Raw genomic sequence first — 16,617 nt, forward strand, 5'->3', positions numbered from 1 at the left:
TTAGCGGACCACGTAGACCGAAACGTTCGAGTGGCGCACCACTCGCGCCGCGTTCGGTCCCAGCAGGTAGTCCTTGAAATCCGGCTTGTGCGCACCGATCACGATCAGATCGCTGCCGGCACTTTCGGCGGTCTTCAGGATCTCCTGATAGGCCGTGCCGGTTGCAACGACATGGCGGATCTTGGCATTGCGCTCCGACCCGACTGCATCGACACACAGCTCAACCAGCTTGTCATGCGCTTCGTGCTGCGCCTTGTCGTGGAAGTCGGGCCGGAAAAAACCGGACACCCAGCTTTCACCGAAATCCGGCAGTACGGTCACCACGTCCAGCTGCGCCCCGTCGAGATCGGCCAGTTTCGCGGCAATTTTCAGGACAGGAGCATCGATATTGCCGTTGCTGATATCAACGGCGCACAGGACGGATTTTGTCATGCGGGCACCTCTTGTCTGGCGGCACGGCCGCGTTGCAGGAAGGCGATCAACCCCAGCAGCAGCATGGCCGGGATATAGATCAACTGTTTTGGCGGCTGGCTGACCGGCAGATCGGCGGATGCGATACGCACCGGCTCGTCCGCGTAATAGTCGAAATTGGCCAGGTCATCGGCGATGGGCGAGCCGAACATAGGTTCGTCCATCTTCACCAGGCCATCTTCCTCGATCAACAAAAAGCCCATGGCATCAACACGCGCCGCACCATCAGGTTCGGACCCCACCGTGACGACGACCGTGGTCTCGGTCATGTTGCCGGTGTCGAAATCCGGACCACTGACCACCACCCGCACGTCGGTGCCGGGTTCAGCCTCACCAATGGCCTGCACGAATCCGGCCGGCTCGACCTCGAGGTGCGAGGGCGAGATGCGATCCATGAAATAGTCCGGCCGGAACAGCGCGAAGGCGATCGCGATCAGCGCAATGCTTTCGTAGATGCGGCTGTGGGTCAGGAAGTATCCCATCGTTCCGGCCGTGAACACGAGGATCGCAATCGTGGCGAATATGGCCACTATGATCCCCTCAACCCAGGTGACATCGATCAACAGCAGGTCGGTGTTGAAAATGAACACGAAAGGCAGCGCCACGGTACGCAGGCTGTAGAAGAACGCAGTGAAGCCGGTCTTGATCGCGTCACCGCCCGATACGGCGGCCGCAGCAAAGCTGGCCAGACCCACAGGAGGCGTCACGTCGGCCATGATGCCGAAGTAGAACACGAACAGGTGCACCGCGATCAGCGGCACGATCAGGCCGCTTTGCGCGCCCAGTTCGACCACAACGCCCGCCATCAGCGAGCTGACGACGATATAGTTTGCCGTGGTCGGCAGACCCATGCCCAGGATCAGGCTGAGCAGCCCGACCATCACCAGCATCAGGATCAGATTGCCGCCGGACAGGAACTCGACCAGATCGGCCATCACCTGCCCCACACCGGTCAGGGTCACGGTACCGACGATAACGCCGGCCGTGGCCGTGGCCAGCGCAATGCCGATCATGTTGCGCGCGCCGTCGATCAGGCCCTGCCACAGATCGGCAACCCCATCGACAAAGGAGTTTGCCAGATCGCTTTGACCCCGGAAAATCGCCTTGAGCGGTTTCTGCGTCAGCAGGATCACGAACAGCAGCGCGGTTGCCCAGAAGGCCGACAGACCCGGCGACTTCTGTTCGATCATCAGGAAGTAGACCAGAACGATGATCGGCAGCAGGTAATGCAGGCCGGCCTTGTAGATCTCGGAGATCACCGGCAGCTTAACTTCGGTCGCGTTCGGGTCATCGGGCTCAAGGTCCGGAACCTGAGCGGCCAGGTACAGCAGAGCAACATAGATGACGCACACCGCCAGGCTTAGGATCAGACCAGCGCTGGACGGCGCCCAGCTTGTTACAGCATCCACCGGGAACTGCGAACCATAGCAGAGCCCCGCAAACACTAGGAAGAACATCAGCATTCCCACGACCGTGCGCGCCAGATGCACGTCGCGGTCGCCCAGGGTGGGCATGTTCCGCTTCACGGCCTCGAGATGCACGATGTAGACCAGCGCGATGTAGGAAATCGCCGCCGGCAGGAAGGCGTGGGTGATGACCTCGACATATGAGATGCCCACATATTCCACCATCAGGAAGGCGGCGGCGCCCATCACGGGCGGCATGATCTGGCCGTTCACCGAGCTGGCAACCTCGACCGAGCCTGCCTGCTCGCTGGTAAAGCCAACGCGCTTCATCAGCGGGATGGTGAAGGTGCCGGTGGTGACGACGTTGGCGATGGACGAGCCCGAAATCAGGCCGGTCGCGGCCGAACCGACCACGGCGGCCTTGGCCGGACCGCCGCGCAGGTGACCCAGCGCGCCGAAGGCCATCTTGATGAAGTAATTCCCTGCCCCGGCCTTATCCAGCAAAGCGCCGAACAGAACGAAGAGGAACACGAATTTCGTCGAAACACCCAAGGCGATACCGAACACGCCCTCGGACGTGATCCACATGTGGCTCATCGCCTTTTTCAGGCTGGCGCCTTTCCACCGGATCACCTCGGGCACCCACTCGGACGAGCCGAAGAACACATAGGCCAGAAAGATCGTCGCGATGATCGCCATGGCGGGGCCAAGCGCGCGTCGCGCGGCTTCGAACAACAGGATCAAGCCACCGAGGGCGATCCATTTATCGACATCATCCGCCAGACCGCCCGCATTGACGATCTTGTCGTAGAAGAAATAACCGTAAAGGGCGACACCGGCCCCCAGAACACCCATGATCCAATCCTGGATCGGAATGTAGTTTCGCGGACTGGATTTAAGCGCTGGATAAGCCGCGAAGGCCAGGAACATCGCGAAGGCCAAATGAAACTGACGCGCGTTGTTCACAACGCTGCCGGGCAGCACGTAGTTGGCAATCGGTGACGCCAGAACGACTTGAAAGATCGACCAGATCGCGGCCACGATGGCCAGGAACAAGCCGACATTGCCAGCCGGGTCCCGCGCCCCCGCATCAGAGGACGCGACCAGTTCCTGCAGTTCTTCTTCGGATAACGGACGATTGCCCTGTTGATCAGCGCTCATCAAATGTCTCCCCGTCCAACGGCCGGTTTCCGGCGCAGTTTTGGCATTACCGGCCTCTCACCGGTGAAAACGAGGCGCGAACAGCGCCTCGTTTCTGGACTTGAAGGTGGATTACTGGATCCAGCCTTTTTCCTTGTAGTACTTCTCGGCGCCCGGATGCAGCGGGGCCGACAGACCGTCCTTGATCATTTCCTCAGGCTTGAGGTTGGCGAAGGCCGGGTGCAGCTTTTTGAAGTCGTCGAAGTTTTCGAAGACCGAGCTGACAACCGCGTACACCGCATCGTCAGACACGTTTGCCGAAGTCACGAAGGTCGCGCCCACACCGAAGGTCTGGGTGTCAGCGTCCGAACCGCGATACATGCCGCCGGGGATGGTGGCCGTACGGTAGAACGAGTTGTCGGCAACCAGCTTGTCAACGGCTTCGCCGCTGACGTTCACCAGAACCGAGTCGCACGCAGTGGTGGCTTCCTGGATCGAACCGGACGGGTGGCCGACGGTGTAGACCATCGCATCGATCTGGTTGTCACACAGCGCGGCAGACTGTTCGGCGGCCTTCAGCTCGGTTGCCAGTTCGAAGTCATCCGTGGTCCAACCCAGGGCTTCCATCAGAACTTCCATGGTGCCGCGCTGACCCGAACCGGGGTTGCCGATGTTGACGCGCTTGCCCTTCAGGTCTTCGAAGTTCTTGATGCCGGAATCGGCACGGGCCACCACGGTAAACGGCTCGGGGTGAACAGAGAATACGGCGCGCAGCTCTTCGAACGGGCCGTTTTCCTCGAATTTCGAGGTGCCGTTGTAGGCATGGTACTGCCAGTCGGACTGGGCCACACCGAATTCCAGCTCGCCTTCGCGAATGGTGTTGATGTTGTAGACCGATCCACCCGTCGATTCGACCGAGCAACGCACGCCATGTTCTTTGCGGCCCTTGTTCACCAGACGGCAGATCGCGCCACCGGTGGGATAGTACACGCCGGTCACACCGCCGGTGCCGATGGTGATGAATTCTTCGGCATAAGCCGCCGGAGCCATGAGGGCAGCGGTCACGACCGCGCCGAGGCTGAGCTTGCTTTTCTTGATCATTTAGGAACTCCCAAGATTCTTATTGTGGACGGAAGACAGGCCAAAGGCCCCTTGTCCGGGGGACGAGCCATTATGACAATCCGCATGAGCAGGCAACGGATGAGCTCAAATTTTCCCGAATTCTCCCAACAGTCACGATGGTTTGTTGCCCGTACCGCTGTTGTCAAGCGTTAAGCGCCCGACCCCGGCGCCGGGACGCACATATGACGTAGAACCCGAAAATTTCCCCGGCTTGACCCCGCAACTATGGGTGTCGCACCGTGTTGACCGGTCCGCGGCGCGTCAAGTATGATCTCTCAGGTCGCTGAGTTCGAAGATTTCTTGTTTTCTGACAATCGGTTATTTGTTTTTTTCCTGTTCGTGTGAGTTCACAGCGTGATTGGTTATTCTTCATTGCAAAGCAATTCGTCATCAATCAGCGAGTTCCGCTGGCATTTGTTTCTGGCGCTGGTCTTTACGGTCGCCGCCGGAGAGATGTTTTTCGACACGTATCGCGTCGTTTACTTCGGCGCCGTCTCTTTCGACGACTATTCCCACTACCTGCTGTATCTTCTGGATGAAGAGCGTGGTCGCGTTCCCCCTTCGCCGCATGTTTACCGCATAGGCTCGGTCATACTTGCGCTGCCGTTCTACAATCTGCCGTTCGTGTCACTGTCTACCGGGTCGGGAGAAGTCTTTCTTCCTGACAGCGTTGCTGACGCCAAGGCACTGGCGGCTATGTGTGCCGCCAACGTCTTCTACCTGGTCCTGACGGCGCTTCTGGTTTACGCCTACTTGCTGCGGCGTGTGGGAACCACTGCGCAATGGGCATTTATCGGCGCCGCATCAGTTCTGTTTCTGGGGCAGTTTCTGGCGCTGGAAGGCAATGACGGCATCTCGGTCTTTCCATTGACGGTGGCCCTTCTGTTGGCTGCCGAGAAGAAATGGAAGTGGTTTCTTCTTACCGTGTTTCTTGGCGCGTTCATCAATGAAAAGATCATCATCGTGACGCTGCTGATCTTTGGTCTGCGCGCATTGGTAATGATGTCCTTGCGCAGCGACGAGGCCAGGGTCACGGCCGCCCTGTTCTGCCTGTTCGTTGGATTTCTGGTTGTCATTACCGCATTTCCGTTTCCGGGCGTGAACGACAATCAGAGAGAGATTGGGCAATTCATCACCAGCGCGCTGTCCACGCTGAAAGGCAGCACAAGTGTCAAAGGACTGTATCTGAACGTCTGGCCGGTGTTGGTCCTGACCGCCTGCTGGTGGATTGCCGTGACCGGTCAAGCTGCAAATCAGGTCCTGCGCCGGACGGACGTTTTGGCGCTGCTGGCGTTTTTCTCGCTCATCGCCATGTTGAACGTACAGTTCAATATCGGTCGTCTGGTCACGTATTTCATGCCGTTTTTTGTCGTGGGCTGCATTCAGGCCCTCGCAGCCAGCGACAGCCAGCGCGCGACTACGCCCAGAGACGGCAACGGGTGACCGGTTCACCCGGCAACGCGAGGTCAGATGCTGAGCTTCTTGAACACCGGCTCGGGGATGTTTCGGATGATCGCCATGATCAATTGCCAAATCGGCTTAACGTAGATCACGTTCCGACCGCGCTCGACCGCCCGGGCCGTTGCGGCGGCAACTTCGGACGGCTGCGCCGTCAGACGCTCGGGCAAGTCCATTCCTTCGGTCATTTGTGTGTCGACGAATCCCGGAAGAACCGTCACGACATGCACGCCTTTCTTGGCGAGCCGGTTGCGCAAGCCGGACAGAAAAGCAGTCAGGCCGGCCTTGGCCGATCCGTAAACATAGTTGGTCGCCCGGCCCCGATCACCGGCCACGGAACTGACACCCACAATCGTACCCGATCCGCGCTCTTCAAACCGGTTGGCAAACGCTCCGAGGATCTGAGCCGGCCCTTCGAAGTTGCTGCGCATCACCAGAGAAGCCGCGGCAGCGTCCCCTTCATTCTCGGTCTGCTCGCCCATGTACCCGACAACGCACACGACGATCCCCGGCAAATCAGGCAACGCATCGATGAACCCATCGAAGCTGCCGGTTTCCAGAACGTCGAACTCGTGCAACGTTGCCCCGACACCATAGCGCAGTTCGATATCGGCCTTGTCGGCCTCGAGCGTCTCAGCATTCCGGGCAGCCAGCTGGACCGGGTGCCCCCGCTCGGCAAACTCATGAGCGATGGCCTTGCCGATATCCGACCGGGCACCAAGAACGAGAACGTGTTCCATTGTCATATTTCAAGCCTTTCTGACTGGGCCGAGCGGAACCGGTCCCGCCACCCATTGACGTTGCGCGCCTCGCGGAATCGGGTCACGCGATCGTCTGATCTGTTCAAAGTATTGGCCGACATTCTGCTGTCTTTGGCCAGGTAGAACCGTCCACCATGTTCCAGAGTAATCCGATCCAGCTTGTCCATGAGGATGAGCGTTTTGTCGGAAATCGGGAAATCAAGCGCCAGCGTGTATCCCTCCATGGGGAAGGAAAACGGACTGTCCTGTGGACCGAACCGTTTCAGCACGGACAAAAACGAACCCATGCCTTTGCCAGCGATAGCTTGCAAAAGCTCGGTCAGACCGGCGCGTGAACGGTGGATAGGCAACGCGCATTGAAACTGGGCAAAGCCGCTGCGACCGTAGATACGGTTCCATCCCAATATGGCGTCCAGCGGATAAAAGAACGTATCCCAGTTCACCAGCTTGGTATCGCCGTTTCGAACCCCCATCCAGTAGTAACCGGCGTTGAATGCCCGAACCGTATGGCGGTTCAAGGCAAACGACGGCAGATCCATCGGAACGGATTTTTTGCGCTTGGTCGGGCAGATCAGGGGTCGCCGGGCATACCGCCCCGGCAGGTCCGAGACCGCAGCGTGTTCCCCCAGCATCACCAGAGACCGCCCCAGGTTTCGGCCTGTGGACAAGCAGTCGATCCACGCGACCGAGTATGTTGCATCCTGTGCGGCCTCGAATGCATTCATCGCATCCTGAAGGCTGGGAGCGGCTATGGTCTTTTGCTTGATCCAACCTGACTCGACCGGCTGCAACCGAACCGCCGCCCGCACGATGATCCCGGTAAGGCCCATGCCGCCCAAGGTGTGATCGAACAATGCGCTGTTCGACGCGCGGCTGCATCGGGTGATCTCCCCGTCATCGCCCATGACCTCAACCCATTCGACGCAATGGCGGAAACTACCGACACGGTGGTGGTTCTTGCCATGAACATCTGCGGCGATGGCACCGCCGATCGTGACGAATTTGGTGCCCGGTGTAACGATCGGAAACCAACCCCGAGGCAGAAACGCTGCGATCACGTCGCCCAGCAGAACCCCCGCCTCGGCAACCAGCACTCCGGTCTGGTTGTCGAAGGACACCATCCTGTTCAGATGCCGGGTATGTACGGTTGTCGTGAGGCCAATTGCGCTGTCCCCATAGGCGCGCCCATTGCCGCGCGCGATCACATCTGGTCCTTCCCGCACGACCGATCGAAGGCTTTCGACGCTGCGCGGCGCGATCACTCTGGTCTCAAGAACGGGGTACCTGCCCCAGCCGGAAAGCCTCATGCCCGCGCCTCCGCCGCGCCGGTGTTGAATACGAAGCGCTTATCCAGATGGTACTTGATCACGTAACCCACTGTCAGCCCGATAACCGCGCCAACCTCGCGCATGAGATCGGTTTTCCAAACCACCCAAAAGGCCGTCTCGGTGCCCCAAAATATTGCGGTGGTGACCACACCCATCGCTGTATAAAGCGAAAATTTCTGACCGTGGGCCTTCAGTCCCGTCTGCCGGTCATAGAAAATCCAGTGCTTGTCGAGGGTATATTTGACCAAAAGTCCGACAAGAGTACCCGCAAACACTGCAGCCGCGAAGTACCAGCCACCCTCGCCAAGCGACAGGACTGCGCGCTGCGCAGCCAGGTTCAAGGCCATCGCCACGATGGCAAAGGCGGAATAGCGCAGAATCAATCCCTGAACCGTCACAGCATTGACCCCGCGACAACGAACAGCAGAATTATGGCAAAGCAAAGCAGGCTGACAGGGTCCTTGGCCGCGTAGATCACGGGATCATCGTGCATGTTGCCACGATGCGTAATCATGACGGTCCGGGTGATCCAGAACAGCAGGACAGCACACACGCCCCATAGGGCTTGCGGGTAGGAGTAGAGCTGCACCACCGCCGGCGAGCTGACATAGAGCGCCATCACCAGAACGGCGACATAACCCGCACTGACGGCGATCATGGAGATAATCGGAAGGTCATCCACGTGATAGCCGCGCCCGGTTGCCGACAATTTACCGCGTGCCGCATAGTCCACCAACTCGGCCTGCCTTTTGACCGCCGCAAGCGACAGGAACAGAAACATCGAAAATGCCAGGAGCCACACCGAAAGCTCCAACCTTGTTGCCGCTCCACCCGCCACGATCCGGGTCGTGTAAAGGCCGGCCAAGACACAGATGTCGATGACCAACTGGCGCTTTAGATACAATGAATACCCGGTCGTCAGTGCATAATACGCCACCATCACCAGGAAAAACTCCAGCCCGACCGTGGCTGCAATGACCGAGCCTGAAATCAGCAAACCGGCAGCCATCCACGTTCCGGACGAAATCGGAATGCTGCCCGAAGCAAACGGCCGCGCGCGTTTGCGCGGATGCGCCCGATCTGCTGCAAGGTCCAGCAAGTCATTCAGAACATAGACACTGGATGCGATCAGGCTGAACGATATGAAAGCCAGCAACGACAACCAAAACACCTGCCCCGTCAGTTGATGGGCCGCCAGCATCGGCAAAAAGACCAGCAGGTTCTTCATCCATTGATGCGGACGCAGCGCCTTGAGATAGGACCGGGCGGTCACTTCGTGTGTGTGCAGATGCTCGACCTTGGGTGCGACCGCTTCCGCTTGTTTCGCCAGTCCCAGCCCCGCGTTCACGGAAACCGCCAGATTGGCCCTTCGCCACACCGCAAGGTCGGCGTAGGAATCGCCCATATAGGCGTATCCGCCCGGACCAAAGCGTTCGTCCAGAAACTCGGCCTTGTTTTCACCTTTCAGGTTCAGCGACCCGTCGGAACCATAAACCTCGTCGAAAATACCCAGATGGGCTCCGATGCTTTGGGCAATGCCTTCATCCGAGGCCGTCACAAGGGCGGTCTTGCCGCCATCAGCGCGCCATTTCTCGACGTACTCCACCACCTTGGGATCATAAGGCAACGAGGTGACGTCAATTTCGGCCTCTTCGGCCAGGTAACGTTTCAAAGAAGCGCGTCCACCCAACAGAGCCGCGGCGGAGTGAAACGGGCTGCGCCAGTTCCGTCCGAAAGCCGACCAAAAGCTTTCGTACAGCATGTCACTCTTCAAAAGAGTGCCATCCAGATCTACCACAAGGATTTTGCACATAAATCAACCAACTATAATCATTACCCGGGACGGGGAACTATGAGGTCCGTTATTGCAAAGCTCAAAAGGCATGGCAACTGCACAGCCGTGCCCGCCAACCTTTCTCGTCATAGCCTGCTTCGATATCACGTCAGTGCCTGTCACGGCTCTTTGTTTCACCAATTTCTATGGCCAAATGATGGCGTCACGGCCTATCCCAGTGACGCTGTACCATAATCGCGTTCTTTCAAGTGTTTGACGGCTCCGCACCCAAAGCGGCCGTATTCATATTGCGCGAGCTTCAAGGATCACGTCACTCTGGAATGCGCCCACTTCAGCGCCCAGTCACGCGCGGATACGCTGCCAGAGACACCGTGCAACGGAGACACAGACGACCCCTGCGCTGACTATAGTTGACGATTTGGAAACTCTACCGCCGCACCTGATACCGCATCAGACAACGGTCCGGATCCCACTGTTCCGCGTGCAGTTTCGTCGCACCAATTCGAGGCTGGATGCTTGAGGTGCAGCCAGCCGAGCACGCGAGCTTTGACAGAGCAAATGCCCTGAACACTATACCAAAACGGGTGCGGTGGTGGTGCCCAAGGAGAGACTCGAACTCTCACGCCCGTGAAGGCGGGGGATTTTGAATCCCCTGCGTCTACCATTCCGCCACTTGGGCCACGCGCATTGAATTACCGCCCATCTGGCCGAAGGTCCAGAGGCAAAAATCGGTCAATCGACGATCAGCCCGAGACAGATCGGTTGACGCCCCGTCGGGCGCGTGGTTTGCCTCGTCATGACAAAGCTTGGGAACTCGCGCTGATGCTGCAATCGCTTTATGATCGGACGATCCGACTGGCCGACCACCCACACGCCCTGTGGGTGTTGGCATTTGTGGCATTCATCGAAAGCTCGGTCTTTCCGATTCCACCCGACGTGCTGATGATCCCAATGATTCTGGCGCGCCCATCGCGGGCATGGCTGATTGCCACCGTTGCGCTGGTTTTTTCGGTCCTGGGCGGGCTTTTGGGATACGCAATCGGCGCGTTTTTCTACGACAGCATCGGACAACCCATCCTCGAAGCGATGGGCAAGGGTCACGCGATGCAGGAATTCAACCAGAGGTTCAACGATTTCGGGTTCTGGGCCGTTCTGACCGCCGGTGTCACGCCTTTCCCGTACAAGGTCATCACGATCATGTCCGGTTGGACGGGAATGCCGCTGGGAACTTTCATCGCCACTTCGATTCTCGCCCGCGCTTTGCGGTTCTACATCGTCGCCGGGTTGCTTTGGGGCTTTGGCGAGCCTATCCGGGACTTCATCGAAAAGCGGCTTGGGCTGATGTTCACCTTGTTCATCATTCTTCTGATCGGCGGATTTCTGGTGGTGAAATACATATGACGCGGAAACGGACACTCATTTTGCTGGCCGCGGGTGGGTCTGCAGCATTGCTTCTTGCGGCTTGGGGGTTCCAGTATCTGGGCGGCATGGCCCCGTGTAAATTGTGCATCTGGCAGCGCTACCCTCATGGTGCGGCTGTGCTGCTCGGCGTGCTGGCTTTTGCATTTCCGGGCGTTCGCCTGCTGCCCCTCCTCGGCGCAGCCGCCGCCGCCGCCACGTCCGGCATCGGCGTCTATCACGCCGGGGTCGAGCGCGGCCTGTGGGAAGGTCCGTCCAGTTGCACATCCGGCAGTATCAGCGGCCTGTCCGCCGAGGAGCTGATGGAGCAGATCATGGCCGCCCCGTTGGTACGGTGCGATGATATCCCGTGGGAAATGTTCGGGCTGTCCATGGCTGGGTGGAACGCACTGCTGTCCGCAGGTCTGGTTCTGGTGTGGCTGGCCGCCTGGCGCGTGCGCTGATCCTACTGGGCGTCCAGTTCCGCATCCCAATACAGAAAGTCGATCCAGCTTTCGTGCAGGTGGTTCGGCGGAAACTTCCGTCCGATATTCTGCAGCATACTGGCGTCAGGCTGCCGAGGCGGCTTGCGCAGGCTCATCCCCGCCTGACGCAGCGATTTCGACCCCTTGCGCAGATTGCATGGACTGCAGGCGGCCACCACGTTCTGCCAACTTGTGACACCCCCTGCTGCACGCGGCACGACATGGTCGAAAGTCAGTTCGCCCCGGCTGCCGCAGTACTGGCAGCGGAATTCATCCCTCAGAAATAAATTAAAGCGCGTGAAGGCCACGCGCTTTCTGGGTTTCACATAGTCTTTCAGGACAACCACCGACGGTATTCGGATCACCGTACTCGGGCTGCGGACCACTTCGTCATACTCGGCGACGATATCGACCCGGTCCAGCCAGGCGGCCTTTATCGCCTCCTGCCAGGGCCACAGCGACAGCGGATAGTAGGAAAGCGGGCGATAATCGGCGTTCAAAACCAATGCCGGATGGTGCTTGAGGGCACCTGGCTCCCTGACAAATTCGGTCCTGAAATCTCCGTCCATGGCTGAATCGCTCCTCGCTCTCGGCTGCCTGTATGGGACACCAGAGCGGGGAGCACCCGCCCCGGTCTTAACTTAACTATATATCGTGTTAAAACTCTGACAAGTCCTGTTTTTCCACAACATCTCGGTAACGGACTATTCGGAATCCGTAACAATCCCGTGACAATTATCCACAGCTTGCGCAGGTCCGGAACTGAGAGTATGGCGGAGCTCATGTCATGGTTCATCCGCTTCAACAAACCCTTTGACGTGCTGCCGCAGTTCACCGACCGGCAAAATGCCGAGTCGCCCCGCAGCACCCTGTCGGATTTCATCGACCTGCCGGGGGTCTATCCGGCCGGGCGGCTGGACCGTGACAGCGAGGGGCTGATGCTGCTGACCGACAATGGGCGGCTGCAATCCCAGATCTCTGACCCCAAGCACAAGATGCCCAAAACCTACTGGGTCCAGGTCGAGGGAATCCCGGATGCGGCGGCCATTCGGGCCCTGCGCGACGGGGTCGAGTTGAATGACGGCATGACCCGCCCAGCCAAGGCGCGGCTGATCGACGAACCCCAAAGCCTGTGGCCACGCACGCCGCCAATCCGCGAACGCAAGACGGTGCCGGACTGCTGGCTGGAACTGACCCTGCGCGAGGGGCGCAACCGGCAGGTGCGCCGCATGACGGCCGCCGTGGGCCACCCCACCCTGCGCCTGATCCGCGCCCAGATCGGAGACTGGACACTGGACGATCTCGCACCCGGCAGCTGGGACAGCTTGCCGATGCCCGTTCTGGAAACCGCCCCCCAACGCAAGCGGGACCGGCGACCGCGGCGGTGACTTTTTCGGCGATTTCCGCTATCATATCTCCATGAAAGTAGCAGCCGGAATCCCGTCGCCTTCGGGCATTCTCGAGGCCGCGCTGTATGTCGATGATCTGGACGCCGCCGAACGGTTCTATGGCGAGGTACTGGGCTTGGAACGCATTCAGCGCGTCAAAGGTCGGCATGTGTTCTTTCGGGTCGGCGCCTCGGTGTTGCTGTTGTTCAACCCGGACCAGACGGAACAGCCCCCGACCAACCCTGACCTGCCGGTGCCGCCGCATGGCGCACGCGGTCCGGGGCATGTGTGCCTGATCCTGACGCGCGACCAGATCGCGTCGATGCGCAAGCATCTGCTGAACTGGAACGTCCCGGTCGAGGCCGAGTTTGACTGGCCCAACGGGGCACGATCGCTCTATGTGCGCGACCCGGCCGGAAATTCGGTGGAGTTTGCCGAGGGTCACCTGTGGGGGTGACCCTGCCGCGTCACAGGCTCAGCTTGTCGCGCATGAAGGCCAAGGCGACGCCCAGCCCGTCGGGCGCGATACCGTGGCCGGTGCCCTTCATGACATGAGCAAAGACCTCCTTGAAGCCTGCGCGCTGCAGGGCCTCGGCGGCCTCGGGCAGCGATTGCGGCGGCACCACGTCATCGGCATCTCCATGAACCAGCAGTACAGGCATCCGGCTGACCACCTCGTCGGCCAGCAGGTCCGGCTCCAGCAGGCGGCCGGAAAACGCGATCACGCCGGCCACCGGATCTTCGCGGCGCGGAGCCACGTGCAGGCTCATCATGCTGCCCTGGGAAAAGCCGAACAGCACCACCTGCTCGGGCAGCACGTCCTCGTCCACCATCAGGGCATCGAGAAAGGCGTTGAAATCCTCGACCGCCATTTCCATGCCGCGCCGAGCCTCTTCCTCGGACGAGCCGTCGATCCACGGGATCGGAAACCACTGATACCCGTTGGGCATGCCGGGGATCTGCTCGGGTGCGTCAGGGGCCACGAACAGCGTGTCGGGCAGGTGTTCGCCCAGAACATCCGCAAGCCCCAGCAGATCGGCCCCGTTGGCGCCATAGCCGTGCACGAACACCACGACCGAGCGCGTGTCGCCCGAAACCGGCTCTTTGCGGAGCGCGTTCAAAACCCGTGTCATCTGATCCCTTCCCTATCCTTGGCCACGCGGTAATAGGCCCACAGAACCCGGGCTGCAACCGACCGCCACGGCGACCACGCCTCGGCCATTTGCCGCAGCGCCTTGTCGGTCGGCCGATCCGGCAGGCCGTACAGCATCCGCGCGGCCTCCTGCAGGGCCAGATCGCCCGGCGCGATCACATCCGCCCGCCCCAGCGAGAACATGGCATAGATCTCGGCCGTCCAAACCCCGATGCCCGGCACCTGTGTCAGGGCCGCAATGACCACGTCATCGGGCGCCTCGCGCAGGGCCTTGTAATCGATCCGCGCCTCGGCCAGCGCCCGGGCATACCGGATCTTCTGGCGGCTCAGCCCCACTGCACGCAGATCGTCGTCGGTGGCCCATTTGATCTTGCGCGGCCCGGTCAGGCCCGCCTGCTGCATCCGCCTCCAGATCGCGTTGGCCGAGGCCACGCTGACCTGCTGGCTGACGATGGCGCTGAGCAGTTGCGCGAAGCCGTCGGGCCGACGGCGCAAGGGCAACGGGCTGGTCAGTTCGATTGCGTGCGCCATGCGCGGACAGGCGTCAGAAAGCCACTCGGCCCCTTCCGCAACGCATTCTGGTGTCTCGATAATTCGACCAACGGTCATGGCGGCTCCGGGTGGCGGTTCGGGGCGCAGGTTAGGCTGCTTTGTCGCATATGCAACCCGCTTGTATGTCCGCCGGTTCGCCGATACCCATTTGCGCATGACGATGACCAGCACCGCCCCCGACGATACCCGCGCCAAACGGAATGTTGCCGTTCTGGTGGCGGCCCAAGCGATTCTGGGCGCGCAGATGCCGATGATCTTCATCGTCGGCGGATTGGCGGGCCAGTCGCTGGCCAGCAACGCTTGCCTCGCCACGCTGCCGATTTCGCTGATCGTTCTGGGTTCGATGCTGGCGGCCACGCCGGTCTCGGCCATCATGCAGCGCTGGGGCCGCCGCGCTGGGTTCCTCGTCGGCGCCACCGCCGGAGCGGTGGGCGGCGCCGTAGGCGCCTATGGCCTGTACCTGGGATCGTTTCCCGTGTTCCTGTTGGGCAGCCTGCTGACCGGCATCTACATGAGCGCACATGGCTTCTATCGCTTTGCCGCCGCCGATACCGCGTCGGACGCATTCCGGCCCAAGGCGATTTCTTATGTCATGGCCGGCGGTCTGGCTGCGGCCATCATCGGGCCGCAGATCGTCAAACTGACCTCGCAGGCCTATGTCATTCCCTTCCTGGGCACCTATTTCGCGGTGATCGCGGTGAACGTCATCGGGTCGGTCCTGTTCCTGTTTCTGGACATTCCGACCCCCGACCGCCCGTCACAGGATGCGCCCAAAGGCCGGTCGCGGCTGGAGCTGCTGAAAACCCCGCGCATCGCCGTGGCCATCATCTGTGCCATGGTCTCATACGCGCTGATGAACCTGGTGATGACCTCGACGCCGCTGGCGGTCGTCGGCTGCGGCTTCTCCGAAGGTGATGCGGCGGATGTGGTCACCAGCCACGTTCTGGCGATGTATGTTCCCAGTTTCTTCACCGGCCATCTGATCGCCCGGTTCGGGGCCGAGAAGATGGTCGCAATCGGGTTGGCAATTTTGGGCGGCGCGGGCGTTGTGGCCCTACAAGGCGTTGAGATCGAGAACTTCTTTCTAGCCCTCGTGCTGCTTGGAATCGGCTGGAACTTCGGCTTCATCGGCGCCACCAGCATGCTGGCGGCCGAGCACGAGGTGCATGAACGCGGCCGAGTGCAGGGCCTGAACGACCTGCTGGTGTTCGGCGGCGTGACGATAGCGTCGCTGGCCTCGGGCGGATTGATGAATTGTTCGGGCGGATCCCCGGTCGAGGGATGGACCGCCGTCAACCTGGCGATGGTGCCGCTGCTGACCTTGGCGGGCGGCGCGCTGCTGTGGCTGGTGCTGAGGCCCCGCGAGGCCAAACTCTCCTGATCACCACCGTCCGGTCGAAGCCGTCCAGATCAGTGACACGCGCCGTCGGATTTCGCCCACGTCCAGCGCACCAGCAGCGACCCGACCAGGCTCAGCCAGCACACGACGCAGGACACGGTCTGCCTGCCAGCCGACAAAAAGCGCAGGGCGCGCCTGATCCGAAACATCGGCGCGCCGTGCTCGCGCCGCGGACATCCTGTCCAGCGCGCGCTCGGCCAACTGGCGCACCCCGTTCGGCGTCCCGTCCAACAGGGGAATGCGCCCGCGGGCTTCAAGCTCGGGGATGGCGCGAAACCAGTTCGCCACACCGACCGCATAGCCAAAGTCGCGCAGGACCGTTTCGTCGGCGGCACCCAGGGCTTGCGCCGAGGCGACCATCAGCGAGCCCGCGCTGTGGGTCAGGTATGCCTCGAAGTGTTCCTTATCCTCGAACGGATCCCGGTAGATATCCCAACGCCTTACGGCCACATATTCATCCAGAATCGCCGCCAGATGCGGGGACAGGACGCGCGACAGGGGCGTGACCACCTCGTGCCGCCGCACCGTGGGTCCTTCAGCGATCTCCTGCAGCGCGTCGCGCCACCATTGCAGGCGCATTTCCGCGATCATCGGCTCTTGGGTGACCCACGGCGCGCGGGCGACCTCGATATTCATCGCATAGATGGGAAATAGCACAGCCCGCGCCTGAACCGGCGCCGCCATCGCGGCCATGAACCGATCAGGGTCGGCCCGGTGGACCAGCGCCGCGCAGGCCTTGACGTCGTCGTCGAAGGGCACGC

The 16,617-nt window shown here is 60.7% G+C and carries 17 protein-coding genes and 1 tRNA gene; 6 read left to right on the forward strand and 12 right to left on the reverse strand.

The features are described from left to right. The 3 genes from ACR0EF_RS06205 to ACR0EF_RS06215 form a co-directional block, all read right to left on the reverse strand. Complete coding sequence (locus ACR0EF_RS06205; RefSeq protein WP_170339026.1) at positions 1–432, reverse strand: universal stress protein; 432 nt, start codon at positions 430–432, stop codon at positions 1–3. Then, entirely contained in the window at positions 429–3,038 is a 2,610-nt protein-coding gene (locus tag ACR0EF_RS06210; protein ID WP_170370510.1) for a TRAP transporter permease, read from the reverse strand. Before ACR0EF_RS06210 ends, ACR0EF_RS06205 begins: the two co-directional genes overlap by 4 nt. A gap of 111 nt (positions 3,039–3,149) precedes the next feature. After that, entirely contained in the window at positions 3,150–4,118 is a 969-nt protein-coding gene (locus tag ACR0EF_RS06215; RefSeq protein ID WP_170338481.1) for a TAXI family TRAP transporter solute-binding subunit, read from the reverse strand. A gap of 375 nt (positions 4,119–4,493) precedes the next feature. Here ACR0EF_RS06215 and ACR0EF_RS06220 point away from each other — a divergent pair, with 375 nt between their 5' ends. Next, positions 4,494–5,582, forward strand: coding sequence for a hypothetical protein (locus ACR0EF_RS06220; RefSeq protein ID WP_170373332.1), 1,089 nt, complete (start codon positions 4,494–4,496; stop codon positions 5,580–5,582). Between the two features lie 23 nt (positions 5,583–5,605). Here ACR0EF_RS06220 and ACR0EF_RS06225 read toward each other — a convergent pair whose 3' ends face one another. The 5 genes from ACR0EF_RS06225 to ACR0EF_RS06245 all read right to left on the reverse strand — a co-directional run bounded on the left by ACR0EF_RS06225 (position 5,606) and on the right by ACR0EF_RS06245 (position 10,160). Then, the gene (locus tag ACR0EF_RS06225; protein WP_244952411.1) at positions 5,606–6,337 is read right to left on the reverse strand and encodes an SDR family oxidoreductase; all 732 of its coding nucleotides are present in this window, start codon (positions 6,335–6,337) and stop codon (positions 5,606–5,608) included. Positions 6,338–6,339: 2 nt separating this feature from the next. After that, positions 6,340–7,665, reverse strand: a complete 1,326-nt coding sequence (locus ACR0EF_RS06230) for an FAD-binding oxidoreductase (RefSeq protein ID WP_170370512.1) — start codon at positions 7,663–7,665, stop codon at positions 6,340–6,342. Further along, positions 7,662–8,069: a GtrA family protein gene (locus ACR0EF_RS06235; RefSeq protein WP_254437671.1), complete on the reverse strand. Its 408-nt coding sequence runs from the start codon at positions 8,067–8,069 to the stop codon at positions 7,662–7,664. The genes ACR0EF_RS06230 and ACR0EF_RS06235 overlap by 4 nt, the downstream gene beginning before the upstream one ends. 11 nt (positions 8,070–8,080) lie before the next feature. Further along, entirely contained in the window at positions 8,081–9,499 is a 1,419-nt protein-coding gene (locus ACR0EF_RS06240; protein ID WP_170370513.1) for a UbiA family prenyltransferase, read from the reverse strand. A gap of 575 nt (positions 9,500–10,074) precedes the next feature. Next, a tRNA-Leu gene (locus ACR0EF_RS06245) sits at positions 10,075–10,160 on the reverse strand. Between the two features lie 143 nt (positions 10,161–10,303). Between ACR0EF_RS06245 and ACR0EF_RS06250 the strand changes: the two genes are divergently transcribed. Together ACR0EF_RS06250 and ACR0EF_RS06255 are read left to right on the forward strand one after the other, a co-directional pair. Beyond that, positions 10,304–10,882, forward strand: a complete 579-nt coding sequence (locus ACR0EF_RS06250; protein ID WP_093962156.1) for a YqaA family protein — start codon at positions 10,304–10,306, stop codon at positions 10,880–10,882. Next, positions 10,879–11,343 carry a disulfide bond formation protein B gene (locus ACR0EF_RS06255; RefSeq protein ID WP_170373331.1) on the forward strand — a complete coding sequence of 155 codons (465 nt, stop codon included), beginning with the start codon at positions 10,879–10,881 and terminating at the stop codon, positions 11,341–11,343. The genes ACR0EF_RS06250 and ACR0EF_RS06255 overlap by 4 nt, the downstream gene beginning before the upstream one ends. A gap of 2 nt (positions 11,344–11,345) precedes the next feature. Here ACR0EF_RS06255 and ACR0EF_RS06260 read toward each other — a convergent pair whose 3' ends face one another. After that, positions 11,346–11,933, reverse strand: coding sequence for an HNH endonuclease (locus ACR0EF_RS06260; RefSeq protein WP_093962158.1), 588 nt, complete (start codon positions 11,931–11,933; stop codon positions 11,346–11,348). Between the two features lie 213 nt (positions 11,934–12,146). Between ACR0EF_RS06260 and ACR0EF_RS06265 the strand changes: the two genes are divergently transcribed. Then, entirely contained in the window at positions 12,147–12,752 is a 606-nt protein-coding gene (locus tag ACR0EF_RS06265; protein WP_170373330.1) for an rRNA large subunit pseudouridine synthase E, read from the forward strand. 31 nt (positions 12,753–12,783) lie between these two features. Beyond that, positions 12,784–13,209, forward strand: a complete 426-nt coding sequence (locus ACR0EF_RS06270; RefSeq protein ID WP_170370514.1) for a VOC family protein — start codon at positions 12,784–12,786, stop codon at positions 13,207–13,209. A 10-nt stretch (positions 13,210–13,219) separates the two neighbouring features. Here ACR0EF_RS06270 and ACR0EF_RS06275 read toward each other — a convergent pair whose 3' ends face one another. Next, a complete protein-coding gene (locus tag ACR0EF_RS06275; RefSeq protein WP_170338468.1) occupies positions 13,220–13,885 on the reverse strand; it encodes an alpha/beta hydrolase in 666 nt (221 codons plus the stop codon). Further along, positions 13,882–14,514 (reverse strand): DNA-3-methyladenine glycosylase family protein, encoded by a 633-nt coding sequence (locus tag ACR0EF_RS06280; RefSeq protein WP_170370515.1) that lies wholly within the window; start codon positions 14,512–14,514, stop codon positions 13,882–13,884. Before ACR0EF_RS06280 ends, ACR0EF_RS06275 begins: the two co-directional genes overlap by 4 nt. A gap of 97 nt (positions 14,515–14,611) precedes the next feature. Between ACR0EF_RS06280 and ACR0EF_RS06285 the strand changes: the two genes are divergently transcribed. Continuing rightward, on the forward strand, positions 14,612–15,838 hold the full coding sequence (locus tag ACR0EF_RS06285) for an MFS transporter (protein WP_170373329.1): 1,227 nt from the start codon (positions 14,612–14,614) through the stop codon (positions 15,836–15,838). Here ACR0EF_RS06285 and ACR0EF_RS06290 read toward each other — a convergent pair whose 3' ends face one another. Continuing rightward, positions 15,839–16,615, reverse strand: coding sequence for a squalene/phytoene synthase family protein (locus tag ACR0EF_RS06290; RefSeq protein ID WP_170373353.1), 777 nt, complete (start codon positions 16,613–16,615; stop codon positions 15,839–15,841). Between the last annotated feature and the right edge of the window lie 2 nt (positions 16,616–16,617).

The organism is Ruegeria sp. CG8 (genome assembly GCF_056537165.1).